A 12,112-nucleotide genomic window follows, 5' to 3' on the forward strand; every position below is an offset into this window, starting at 1 on the left:
CACAGTAGGCTTCGGCGCGAGAGCCGGAGCCCCTGACCGATGGGGACACACCTGCCGAGGAGCGCCCCGCATGAGCCTGACCCTGAGGACCATCAGCCGAGAGCAGCATCTGGCGTACATCCAGAGTCTGCCCTCGGCCAGTCACTGCCAGGTTCCGGCGTGGGCTGACGTGAAGACCGAATGGCGTTCGGAGAACCTGGGCTGGTTCGACCGGGACGGCCAGATGGTCGGAGCGGGCCTCGTCCTGTACCGCCAGCTGCCCAAGATCAAGCGCTACCTGGCGTACCTCCCCGAGGGCCCGGTCATCAACTGGTACGCACCGAATCTGGACGACTGGCTCCAGCCGATGCTCGCCCACCTCAAGCAGCAGGGCGCCTTCTCCGTGAAGATGGGCCCCCCGGTGGTCATCCGCCGCTGGGACTCCGCAGCCATCAAGTCCGGCATCCAGGACCCGGACGTGAAACGCCTGCGCGACGTCGAGGCCACCCACATCGAGCCGCGCGCCTTCGAGGTCGCGGATCGGCTGCGGAAGATGGGCTGGCAGCAGGGCGAGGACGGCGGCGCCGGATTCGGTGACGTGCAGCCCCGCTACGTCTTCCAGGTGCCGCTGGCCAACCGCTCGCTGGAGGACGTCCTCAAGGGCTTCAACCAGCTGTGGCGCCGCAACATCAAGAAGGCCGACAAGGCCGGCGTCGAAGTGGTCCAGGGGGGCTACGAGGACCTGGCCGAGTGGCAGCGGCTGTACGAGATCACCGCCGTACGCGACCGCTTCCGGCCGCGCCCCCTCTCGTACTTCCAGCGCATGTGGACCGTCCTCAACTCCGAGGACCCCAACCGGATGCGGCTCTACTTCGCCCGGCACAACGGCGTGAACCTCTCCGCGGCCACGATGCTCGTCGTCGGCGGACACGTCTGGTACTCCTACGGCGCCTCCGACAACATCGGGCGCGAGGTCCGACCGTCCAACGCGATGCAGTGGCGCATGCTGCGCGACAGCTACGCGATGGGCGCCACCGTCTACGACCTGCGGGGGATCAGCGACTCGCTGGACGAGACCGACCACCTCTTCGGTCTGATCCAGTTCAAGGTCGGCACCGGCGGCGAGGCCGTCGAGTACGTCGGCGAGTGGGACTTCCCGCTCAACAAGCTGCTCCACAAGGCGCTCGACATCTACATGTCGCGGCGCTGACCCGCTTCACCGCCCCTGTGGGCACACCTCCGTTCGTTCCTGATCCACCGCAGCCACCAGAAAGGTTCCGGGCCGGCCATGGCGCTCTCCCTCTACGTCGACACCGCGCGCTGGCGGGCGCACCAGAAGTCCGTGATCGACCAGTTCCCCGGCCTCGTGCCCGTCTGCAAGGGCAACGGCTACGGATTCGGCCATGAGCGCCTCGCGGACGAGACGATCCGCTTCGGGGCGGACACCCTCGCGGTCGGAACGACCTACGAGGCGGCCCGGATCAAGGACTGGTTCAGCGGCGATCTGCTCGTCCTGACTCCGTTCCGCCGTGGTGAGGAGCCCGTACCGCTCCCGGACCGCGTCATCCGGTCCGTCTCCTCCGTCGACGGGGTGCACGCCCTGGTGGGCGCACGGGTCGTCATCGAGTGCATGAGCTCGATGAAGCGGCACGGAGTCAAGGAGGAGGAACTCGGACAGCTGCACGCGGCGATCGAGGACGTTCGGCTCGAAGGCTTCGCCCTGCACCTGCCCCTGGACCGCACCGACGGCTCGGACGCCGTCGAGGAGGTCATAGGCTGGATGGACCGGCTGCGCGCGGCCCGGCTGCCCCTGCACACCATGTTCGTCAGCCACCTGCGGGCCGAGGAACTGGCCCGGCTCCAGCAGCAGTTCCCGCAGACCCGTTTCCGCGCCCGCATCGGTACCCGGCTGTGGCTCGGCGACCACGAGGCCACCGAGTACCGGGGGGCGGTCCTGGACGTCACCCCCGTCGTCAAGGGGGACCGGTTCGGCTACCGCCAGCAGAAGGCCGCGTCCGACGGCTGGCTGGTCGTCGTGGCCGGCGGCACGTCCCACGGCGTCGGCCTGGAGGCGCCCAAGGCGCTGCACGGCGTGATGCCGCGGGCCAAGGGCGTCGCCCGTGCGGGCCTGGCCACGGTCAACCGCAATCTGTCGCCGTTCGTCTGGGCGGGCAAGCAGCGCTGGTTCGCCGAGCCGCCGCACATGCAGGTGTCGATCCTGTTCGTTCCCTCGGACGCCCAGGAGCCGAGGGTGGGCGACGAGCTCGTCGCCCACCTGCGCCACACGACCACGCAGTACGACCGGCTCGTCGACCGCTGAGCCGCCCGCCCTGCGAAGCCGAGCCCGGCTCAGCCGTCGCGGGTGGGCGTCACGCCCCACTCCATCCGGGGTCCCGTGACCGCCGGAACCGGGGGCTCGGACGCAGGGGTTCCGGGTGCCAGGACGAACGCGTCCGGAGCCCCGTCGAGGACACCGCCCGACGGGTCGTCCGACCCGTCGGCGCGCACCGGATCCTTCTCCGGCCGGAGGATGTCACGGACGATCAGCGCGCACAGGTACAGCGTGCCCAGCAGGTGCAGGGCGATCGCGGCCTGGTAGCCCTCCTGCGGCAGCCCCTGGTGCTTGTCCCCGCCGCTGGTGTAGGCGAGGTAGAACCAGATCCCGAAGAAGTACATGACCTCGCATGCCTGCCAGATCAGGAAGTCGCGCCAGCGCGGCCGGGCCAGGACGGCCAGCGGGATCAGCCAGAGCACGTACTGCGGTGAGTAGACCTTGTTCGTCAGGATGAACGCGGCGACCACCAGGAACGCCAGCTGGGCGAAGCGGGGCCTGCGGGCCGCGGAGAGCGCCAGGCCGGCGATACCGGCGCAGAACACGACCATCAGGACGACCGACGCCGTGTTGACCGTCTCCACGTCGATGGGCTTGCCGGTGCGCTGCGTGATGATCAGCCAGAACGACCCGAAGTCGATGGGCCGTTCCTGGCTGAAGGTGTAGAACTTCCGCCACCCCTCGGGGGCGAAGACCATCACTGGCAGGTTCACCACCAGCCAGGCCGCGCCCGCGCCCAGCAGTGCCGTCCCGAACTCGCGCCACCTGCCGGCCCGCCAGCAGAGCACCAGGAGGGGGCCGAGCAGCAGGACGGGATAGAGCTTGGCGGCCGTGGCCAGGCCGATGAGGAGGCCGAACGCCAGCACCCGGCCGCGGGACCACATGAGCATCGCCGCGGCCGTCAGGGCCACCGCCAGCAGGTCCCAGTTGATGGTCGCGGTGAGGACGAACGCGGGAGCCAGCGCGACCAGGAGGCCGTCCCAGGGGCGGCGGCGGTGCGTGCGGACGGTACACACGGCGATGACGACCGCGCAGATCATCAGCATGCCCGCGTTGACCATCCAGTACATCTGCTCCCGCTGCTGGATGGGGTCGCTCTCGGGCGTCAGCGTCAGCCAGGACGCCACCTGCATGAACACCCCGGTCAGCACGGGGTACTCCAGGTACTGCATGTCGCCGCTCAGCCGGTCGAAGTACGGCACGAGTCCGTCGGCGAACCCGCGTCCCAGGAAGAGATGCGGAATGTCGGAGTAGCAGGCGTGCGTGTACTGCGAGGTGGCACCGCGGAACCAGGCCCATTCGTAGCAGGGGATCTTCTGCACCATGCCGAGGGAGAACATCCCGATCATGACCAGTGCGACGACGCGTACGGGCGTGAGGGGACCGTCGCCCGATCGCGCCCACCGCCCCACGCGGCCGCCGATCAGCTCGCTGCCGGCCGCCGCGACCTCGTCCTGGTCGGTGGGCCGCACGCCGGTCCGTTCCTGGTCCACGCTCGTCTCTTCCGCGCTGGGGCTTGGCATGCCGCACATCCTGCCGTACGGGTCCGCGCCCGGGGCACGGGCCGCTCCGGGGACACGGTGGGAGAGCCCTGGGACGGGAGCCGCGTGCAGCCGGAACACGGCGAGGGCCGCCGTACCCGGTGTGGGTACGGCGGCCCTCGCCACCGTGCGGGACCGGCCCGTGGGCTCCGGGCCGGTGGTGCGGCTAGCCCCCGGTGCCCCAGATCGTGCTGCCTCCGTTGGGGTTGCCGTTCCCTCCGCCGCCGTTTTCACCGCCGTCGATCGTTCCGGAGCTGTCGCCACCGCCGTCCGCTCCGTCACTGTCGCCACCGCCGTCGGCGCCCTCGTTCTGACCGCCGCCGTCGACCGCTCCACCGTTCTGGCCGCCGTTGGCGTCCTGGCAGAGCGGGTCGAAGATGCTGCAGCTCCTGGTCGGCGTAGGCGACGGGGGGCTCGGGGTGGTCGGGGTCGGTGTCGGGGTCGGAGTCGGCTCCTCGGAGGGCGTCGGTGAAGGCGTGGGACTCGGCGTCGGGCTGGGGCTGACCGCGCCGCCGCCCCACACGATGTCGCCCAGGTCCTGAGGCTCCGGGAAGGAGACGGCCTTCTTCCCCTTCATCGCCTGTGTCATGTAGTCGTGCCAGATGGAGGCCGGGAACGAGTTTCCGTGAATCTTCTTCTCGCCACCCGTTCCGAACATCTTCTCGAATTCGCGCTTGGTGTTCGTCTCGTCGTCGTCGAGCCGGAACATGCTGATGGCGGTCGAGACCTGCGGCGTGTATCCGACGAACCACGCGGACCGGTTGCCGTCCGTCGTACCGGTCTTGCCGGCGGCCTCGCGGCCCTCCAGCCGCGCGGGCTGGCCCGTCCCGTTCTCCACGACGTTCTTCAGAACGTCCGTGACGTTGTCGGCGACGGCCGAGCTGAAGGCGCGCTTGGGCTTCTTCTTGTGCTGGAAGACGACCTCGCCGCCCTGCTTCACCTCGGTCACCGAGTACGTGTCGTTCTGCCGGCCGCTGGTGGCGAAGGTGGCGTAGGCCCCCGCCATGCGAATCGCGCTGGGCGACGAGGTACCGATGGAGAACGAGGGGACGGTGGAGTCCGCCATGAAGGTGTCGTCCTTCAGGCCGGCGGCGACGGCGACGTCCTTGACCTTGTCCGTACCGACGTCCATGCCGAGCTGCACGAACGGGGAGTTCGCGGACTGCTCCATGGCCTTGCGCAGGTCGATCTCACCGTGGTCGTGGTTGCCGTCGTTGGTCTGGCGCCATTCGTTGTCGTTCTCGTCCAGCCAGATCTTGCCCGTGTAGTCCTTGATGCGTACGCCGTCGTCGCCGTTGTAGATGCTCTTGGGCGAGATCTTGGTGCGCTGGGATTCGTTCTGCTCCGGAGGGCCGGACGGGTCCCGCACGCCGTACTGCATGGCCGCCGCCAGCACGAACGGCTTCCACGTCGAACCGACCTGAGCACCCGTGGCGTCAGCGTTGTTCGTGAAGTGCGTGGTGGCGTTCTGGCCACCGTACGTGGCGATGATGGCGCCGGTCTTCGCGTCCACGGACGCACCGCCGAACTCGACGTGCGTGTCCGTCTTGGGGCGTTCCTTGGGGCGGATCTTGGCGTCGTAGACCTTCTTCACCGCCGCTTCGAGCTGATTCACCTGCTTCTTCTGGAAGGTGGTGTGGATCTCGAAACCGCCGAGTTCGAGCTGCTTGGCGTCGATGCCCTTGTCGTTGTTGGCCAGGAAGTACTTCTTGGCGAGATCCACGAGATAGCCGACCTGGCCGCCCAGCTTGGCGTCCTTCCTCAGCTGCTTCGGCTCCGGGAACTTCTTGTACTTGGCGCGTTCCTCCGCCGTCATCCGCCCGTCCTTGACCTGCTCGTCAAGGATCCACTTCCAGCGTTTCTCCGCGCGCTCTCGGTTCTTCGCCGGGGTCGCGTTCTCCTTGTCGATGTCGGTTGCGCCGGCAGGGTCGTAGTAGCTCGCGCCCTTGAGCAAGGTGGCCAGGAAGGCGCACTCGCTCGCGTCCAGTTCGCCGGCGTCCTTGTCGTAATAGGTGCGCGCCGCTGCCTGCAACCCGGAAGCCCCGCGTCCGTAGTAGGAGACGTTGAGGTAGCCCCTCATGACGTCTTCCTTCTTCATCTTGCCGCCCACCTTGAGCGTGATGAAGAGTTCCTTGAACTTGCGGGTGAGGGTCTGGTCCTGTGAGAGCCGCGAGTTCTTGACGTACTGCTGGGTGATGGTCGACCCGCCCTGGGTCTCACCGCCGGTGGCCATGTTGAACAGGGCCCGTCCGATGCCCTTCGGGTCGATACCCCGGTCACTTTCGAAGCTCTTGTTCTCCGCCGAGATCACGGCGTTACGCATCGCTTCCGGGATCTGTTCGTACTTCAGCTCCTGACGGTTGACCGCACCGCCGGTCGCCACCATCTGAGTGCCGTCCGCCCAGTAGTACACGTTGTTCTGGGCAGTGGCCGCCTCGTTCTCCTTCGGCAGGGTGACGAGGGCGTACGAGACGCCCCCCACGCCCATCAGCAGGACGAGGAACCCCAGGCAGAGTCCCGACACCAGCTTCCAGGAGGGCACCCAGCGACGGAACCCGTACCTGCCGTGGCGCGGGTAGTCGATGAACCGCTTCTTGCCGGGGCCGCCCCCGTCGCGTCCGCCCGGTCCACCTCCGCCGCCACGTCGCCGGCCCCCGCCGCCCGCACCGTGCCCCCAGGCGTCGGCACCGCGGCGCCGTCCGCTCTTCCGGGCCGCGCGCCGGGCCTCGGCACGGCTGCCGTACCGGGGCTCCTCACCATGCGACTCGAGGGGCGATCCGGAAGGTGACTCCGAAGTGACCCTGCGTGATGCGCCTGTTCGGCGTCCGCCCGACTGCTGGGCGGCTCGTCTGGCCGCGGCACGCCCGCCACCCTGTGGCTGAGGCGATTTGCGACGGTGCTCGCTCATGGAACGACTACTCCTCGGGCAGGCGAGAGCGCCTGGAAGCGGCAGTTGAGATCCGGTCCCCCCGAATGACGGACAAGCCGCTGCGGGAGGCTCATCCTCAGTGCATCCGGCAGTCCGCGATGACTGACGCGCGAAAGCGTCTCGCGGTTCCCGGTGGTCTGCATGCCGCACAGACTACGCACGGTCAAAACCCGCCTAGGGCCGAACTTCACCCCAAACAACGCAAGTCGAACCCTGGGAATTGTCGATGTGACGCCGCTCACGAAGGTCACCCTTGTCGAAGAGGACGGACAGATCTATCGTGCTGATGTATCGAGTCGATACATCAGCACGGCATACGTACGCCGGTGGTCCCGACCGACCATGCCGACGCGAGCAGCGGAAGGAGGGGGAGGCGCGGGTGAGCAGACGCTCCGGCATCCTTGAGTTCGCCGTTCTCGGCCTGCTCCGCGAGTCGCCGATGCACGGCTATGAGCTGCGCAAACGTCTCAACACCTCACTGGGGGTCTTCCGTGCGTTCAGTTACGGGACCCTCTACCCCTGCCTCAAGACGCTGGTGGCCAACGGCTGGTTGATCGAGGAACCGGCCGGCGATCCGGTCGACTCCACCTCGGCCGCAGGGCGTCCAGCCGCTGCCCCCTCCTCACTGACGGGGCGCCGGGCGAAGATCGTCTACCGGTTGACGGCCGAAGGTAAGGAGCACTTCGAGGAGCTGCTGTCGCACACAGGTCCGGATGCCTGGGAGGACGAGCACTTCGCAGCGCGCTTCGCCTTCTTCGGCCAGACCGAACGCGAAGTGCGGATGCGTGTTCTCGAAGGGCGGCGCAGCCGGCTGGAGGAGCGGCTGGAGAAGATGCGCGCCTCTCTCGTCCGCACCCGTGAACGACTCGACGACTACACACTTGAGCTGCAGCGGCACGGCATGGAGTCCGTGGAGCGCGAAGTGCGCTGGCTGAACGAGCTCATCGAGAGCGAGCGGTCGGGGCGGGATCGGCGACGATCCTCACCCGAGGGCTCCGCTCAGCAGGACACACCTGGAGAGACGGGCGGCCTGCCCCGGCATCGGGACAACATCCCGCCGGATCCGTCCGACGACACCGCCAAGTGAAGTCATCGCACTCCGCGGCGACTTCATCGGAAACACCGATTACACAGGGAGCAACCGGAATGGGTTCGGTTCGCGTAGCCATCGTAGGCGTGGGCAACTGCGCCGCCTCGCTGGTGCAGGGCGTCGAGTACTACAAGGACGCCGATCCGGCCGGCAAGGTACCCGGCCTGATGCACGTTCAGTTCGGCGATTACCACGTCAGCGACGTCGAATTCGTCGCCGCCTTCGACGTCGACGCGAAGAAGGTCGGTCTCGACCTGGCGGACGCCATCGGCGCCAGTGAGAACAACACCATCAAGATCGCGGACGTGCCGAACACGGGCGTCACCGTGCAGCGCGGCCACACCCACGACGGCCTCGGCAAGTACTACCGCGAGACGATCGAGGAGTCCGCGGACGCCCCGGTCGACATCGTCCAGGTCCTCAAGGACAAGCAGGTCGACGTACTCGTCTGCTACCTGCCCGTCGGTTCCGAGGTCGCCGCGAAGTTCTACGCGCAGTGCGCCATCGACGCCAAGGTCGCGTTCGTCAACGCTCTGCCGGTCTTCATCGCCGGCACCAAGGAGTGGGCGGACAAGTTCACCGAGGCCGGTGTCCCGATCGTCGGCGACGACATCAAGTCCCAGGTGGGCGCCACCATCACGCACCGTGTGATGGCGAAGCTCTTCGAGGACCGCGGTGTCATCCTGGACCGCACCATGCAGCTGAACGTCGGCGGCAACATGGACTTCAAGAACATGCTCGAGCGTGAGCGCCTGGAGTCCAAGAAGATCTCGAAGACGCAGGCCGTCACCTCGCAGATCCGTGACCGCGAGCTCGGCGCCGACAACGTCCACATCGGCCCCTCGGACTACGTGGCCTGGCTGGACGACCGCAAGTGGGCGTACGTGCGCCTCGAGGGCCGCGCGTTCGGCGATGTCCCGCTCAACCTCGAGTACAAGCTCGAGGTGTGGGACTCCCCGAACTCGGCCGGTGTCATCATCGACGCCGTCCGTGCGGCGAAGATCGCCAAGGACCGCGGTATCGGCGGCCCCATCCTCTCCGCGTCGAGCTACTTCATGAAGAGCCCGCCGGTGCAGTACTTCGACGACGAGGCCCGCGAGAACGTCGAGAAGTTCATCCAGGGCGAGACGGAGCGCTGAACCGGCCCTCTCGGCCACCGGCCCCACCGGAGCGGTGAGCGGAGACGCTCACCGCTTCCTGCCGCACGTCGGGGGTCCTCGGGCAATCCGCCTGTGGGCCCCCGACGTGTGTGACGCTTGCTCCCATGTCTGTCGCGCGTGATCTGCGCACCCTGCTGCGCCTGCGGAACTTCCGCCGCCTGCTCACCGTGCGGCTCCTGTCCCAGTCCGCCGACGGCGTCTACCAGGTCGCCCTCGCCGCCTACGTCGTCTTCTCGCCGGAGAAGCAGACGACGGCAGCTGCCATCGCGTCCGCCATGGCCGTGCTCCTGCTGCCCTACTCCTTGATCGGGCCCTTCGCCGGGGTGCTGCTGGACCGCTGGTCCCGACGTCAGGTCTTTCTCTACGGGAACCTGCTGCGGGCCGCCCTGGCCTGCTCGACGGCTCTGCTGATGGCCGCCTCCGCACCCGACTGGCTCTTCTACGGCTCGGCTCTCTGCGTCACCGCCGTCAACCGGTTCGTGCTGGCCGGCCTTTCCGCCGCTCTGCCCCGCGTGGTCGACGACGACCGTCTCGTCGTCGCCAACTCCCTCTCCCCGACCGCCGGAACCCTGGCGGCGACCGCGGGAGGCGGCCTCGCCTTCGCGGTGCGGCTGGTGGCCGACGAGTCCGACGCGGCCGTCGTGCTGCTGGCGTCGATGCTCTACCTGCTGTCCGCGCTGGCGTCCCTGGGGCTGCCTCGCACCCTGCTGGGGCCGGACGTCGACGCGAACCCCCTGCGGTGGCGGGCCGCCTTGGGCACCACCGCGCACGGGTTGGCCGCTGGGCTTCGGCACCTGGGACAGCGGTCCCACGCGGCCCGAGCCCTGGCCGCGATGACCGTGGTCCGCTTCTGCTACGGCGCACTCACCGTGACCGTGCTCATGCTGTGCCGCTACGCCTGGTCGGACACCGAGTCCGACGGACTGGCCCTGCTCGGTCTGGCGGTCGGAGCCTCGGGAGCGGGGTTCTTCGTCGCCGCCGCCATCACTCCGTGGGCGGTGGGACGGCTGGGCCGGTACGGGTGGATCGTCGGCTGCGCCGGATCGGCGGCGGTCCTGGTCCCCGCACTGGGACTCACGTTCGCCCCGGTCCCGATGGTGATCGCCGCTTTCGTGCTCGGCGTCGTGACCCAGGGGTCGAAGATCGCGACCGACACCGTCGTGCAGACCTCGGTCGACGACTCGTTCCGCGGTCGGGTCTTCTCGCTCTATGACGTGCTCTTCAACGTCGCTTTCGTGGGCGCCGCAGGCGTGGCGGCCCTGATGCTCCCCCCGGACGGCAGATCGGTCCCCGTCATCGTGGTCGTGGCCCTGCTCTACGGGGCGGTCGCGGCCACGATGTTCCGCCGACGAGAGCCCGACGCCCACCGATAGCCAGGCTCTGCCACGAAGGAGGGGCGTTGTTTCACGTGAAACAACGCCCCTCCTCCCCAGCCCGCCAGTGACGTTTCACGTGAAACATCACCCTGCCGCGTTCAGTCCTGCCGCGACCACCACTCCTTGAGCGCCGCCACTGCGGCCTCCCGCTCCATGGGACCGTGCTCCAGGCGCAGCTCCAGCAGGAATCCGTACGCCTTGCCGATCACCGGTCCCGGACCGACCTCGAGGATCTCCATGATCTCGTTGCCGTCCAGATCGGGGCGGATCGAGTCGAGTTCCTCCTGCTCCTGGAGGAGGGCGATGCGCTCCTCCAGACTGTCGTAGGTGCGGGAGAGCGCGTTGGCCTTGCGCTTGTTCCGTGTCGTGCAGTCCGACCGGGTCAGCTTGTGGAGGCGTTCGAGCAGCGGTCCGGCATCCCGTACATAGCGGCGCACCGCGGAGTCGGTCCACTCCCCGTCGCCGTATCCGTGGAACCGCAGGTGCAGCTCCACCAGTCTCGACACGTCCTTGACCAGCTCGTTGGAGTACTTCAGCGCGGTCATGCGCTTCTTGGTCATCTTCGCGCCCACCACTTCGTGATGGTGGAAGGACACCCGGCCGTCCTTCTCGAAGCGGCGCGTCCTCGGCTTGCCGATGTCATGGAGCAGCGCGGCCAGCCGCAGGACCAGGTCGGGTCCGTCCTGCTCCAGATCGATGGCCTGCTCCAGGACGGTCAGCGAGTGCTCGTAGACGTCCTTGTGGCGGTGATGCTCGTCACTCTCCAGGCGCAGCGCGGGAAGCTCGGGCAGCACGTGGTCGGCCAGCCCGGTGTCGACCAGGAGCCCCAGACCCTTGCGCGGGCACGCGGAGAGCAGCAGCTTGTTGAGCTCGTCGCGGACCCGCTCGGCGGACACGATGTCGATCCGGGCGGCCATCTCCGTCATGGCGGTGACGACGTCGGGAGCGACATCGAAGTCGAGCTGCGCGGCGAAACGGGCCGCGCGCAGCATCCGCAGCGGATCGTCGGAGAAGGATGCCTCGGGCGTGCCCGGTGTACGCAGGACGCGGTCGGCGAGGTCCTTCAGACCTCCGTACGGATCGACGAACTCCTTCTCCGGCAACGCCACGGCCATCGCGTTGACCGTGAAGTCACGGCGCACGAGGTCGTCCTCGATGGAGTCGCCGTAGGAGACCTCCGGCTTGCGCGAAGTCCGGTCGTACGCCTCCGACCGGTAGGTCGTGACCTCGATCTGGTATCCGTCCTTCTGGGACCCGACGGTGCCGAAGGCGATCCCGACCTCCCACACCGAGTCCGCCCATGGCCGGACGATCTTGAGCACGTCCTCCGGGCGGGCGTCGGTGGTGAAGTCCAAGTCGTTCCCCAGCCTGCCCAGCAGTGCGTCACGGACCGAGCCGCCGACCAGCGCGAGGCCGAATCCGGCCTGCTGGAATCGGCGAGCGAGGTCGTCGGCTACCGGGGACACCCGCAGCAGTTCACTCACCGCGCGGTGCTGCACCTGGCTCAGTGCACTGGCGTTCTCTTCGTTGGCGTTCGGCACAACAGAAAAGGGTACGTGCACAGGCCGACCGCGACGTCATCGTTTACGGGGACCCTGCGTGGCGCCCGCGATCATGTGCGATGGACCCCAGCACTTCGGCCCGCCGCTCCTCGTTACCATGCGTGGACGCAGGACCGAACGATCGACAGCATCTGACGACGACG

8 protein-coding genes are annotated in these 12,112 nt (G+C 68.1%); 5 read left to right on the forward strand and 3 right to left on the reverse strand.

Annotation, left to right across the window (positions count from 1 at the left end; translation table 11 throughout):
* The first annotated feature begins 70 nt into the window (after positions 1-70).
* Together QFZ71_RS14560 and QFZ71_RS14565 are read left to right on the forward strand one after the other, a co-directional pair.
* On the forward strand, positions 71-1,189 hold the full coding sequence (locus QFZ71_RS14560; protein WP_307668650.1) for a peptidoglycan bridge formation glycyltransferase FemA/FemB family protein: 1,119 nt from the start codon (positions 71-73) through the stop codon (positions 1,187-1,189).
* A gap of 78 nt (positions 1,190-1,267) precedes the next feature.
* Complete coding sequence (locus tag QFZ71_RS14565) at positions 1,268-2,299, forward strand: alanine racemase (protein WP_098007554.1); 1,032 nt, start codon at positions 1,268-1,270, stop codon at positions 2,297-2,299.
* A gap of 29 nt (positions 2,300-2,328) precedes the next feature.
* Here the strand turns inward: QFZ71_RS14565 and QFZ71_RS14570 are convergent, their stop codons facing one another.
* Both QFZ71_RS14570 and QFZ71_RS14575 read right to left on the reverse strand, forming a co-directional pair.
* On the reverse strand, positions 2,329-3,843 hold the full coding sequence (locus QFZ71_RS14570; protein ID WP_307668651.1) for a glycosyltransferase family 87 protein: 1,515 nt from the start codon (positions 3,841-3,843) through the stop codon (positions 2,329-2,331).
* A 175-nt stretch (positions 3,844-4,018) separates the two neighbouring features.
* Positions 4,019-6,760: a transglycosylase domain-containing protein gene (locus QFZ71_RS14575; RefSeq protein ID WP_307668652.1), complete on the reverse strand. Its 2,742-nt coding sequence runs from the start codon at positions 6,758-6,760 to the stop codon at positions 4,019-4,021.
* 400 nt (positions 6,761-7,160) lie between these two features.
* On the opposite strand from QFZ71_RS14575, the gene QFZ71_RS14580 reads away from it, so the two are divergent.
* The 3 genes from QFZ71_RS14580 (at position 7,161) to QFZ71_RS14590 (ending at position 10,404) form a co-directional block, all read left to right on the forward strand.
* Positions 7,161-7,868 carry a PadR family transcriptional regulator gene (locus QFZ71_RS14580; RefSeq protein WP_307668653.1) on the forward strand — a complete coding sequence of 236 codons (708 nt, stop codon included), beginning with the start codon at positions 7,161-7,163 and terminating at the stop codon, positions 7,866-7,868.
* Positions 7,869-7,927: 59 nt separating this feature from the next.
* Positions 7,928-9,010, forward strand: a complete 1,083-nt coding sequence (locus QFZ71_RS14585; RefSeq protein ID WP_307668654.1) for an inositol-3-phosphate synthase — start codon at positions 7,928-7,930, stop codon at positions 9,008-9,010.
* Between the two features lie 125 nt (positions 9,011-9,135).
* Complete coding sequence (locus QFZ71_RS14590) at positions 9,136-10,404, forward strand: MFS transporter (RefSeq protein ID WP_307668655.1); 1,269 nt, start codon at positions 9,136-9,138, stop codon at positions 10,402-10,404.
* Between the two features lie 101 nt (positions 10,405-10,505).
* Here QFZ71_RS14590 and QFZ71_RS14595 read toward each other — a convergent pair whose 3' ends face one another.
* Positions 10,506-11,948 (reverse strand): CCA tRNA nucleotidyltransferase, encoded by a 1,443-nt coding sequence (locus QFZ71_RS14595; protein ID WP_307668656.1) that lies wholly within the window; start codon positions 11,946-11,948, stop codon positions 10,506-10,508.
* Positions 11,949-12,112: the final 164 nt, after the last annotated feature.

The organism is Streptomyces sp. V2I9 (genome assembly GCF_030817475.1).
Taxonomy (GTDB): domain Bacteria; phylum Actinomycetota; class Actinomycetes; order Streptomycetales; family Streptomycetaceae; genus Streptomyces.

Coding starts and splice junctions, on each gene's coding strand:
- QFZ71_RS14560 (WP_307668650.1), top strand. CDS start 71: ATGAGCCTGACCCTGAGGACCATCAGCCGAGAGCAGCATCTGGCGTAC.
- QFZ71_RS14565 (WP_098007554.1), top strand. CDS start 1,268: ATGGCGCTCTCCCTCTACGTCGACACCGCGCGCTGGCGGGCGCACCAG.
- QFZ71_RS14570 (WP_307668651.1), bottom strand. CDS start 3,843: ATGTGCGGCATGCCAAGCCCCAGCGCGGAAGAGACGAGCGTGGACCAG.
- QFZ71_RS14575 (WP_307668652.1), bottom strand. CDS start 6,760: ATGAGCGAGCACCGTCGCAAATCGCCTCAGCCACAGGGTGGCGGGCGT.
- QFZ71_RS14585 (WP_307668654.1), top strand. CDS start 7,928: ATGGGTTCGGTTCGCGTAGCCATCGTAGGCGTGGGCAACTGCGCCGCC.
- QFZ71_RS14590 (WP_307668655.1), top strand. CDS start 9,136: ATGTCTGTCGCGCGTGATCTGCGCACCCTGCTGCGCCTGCGGAACTTC.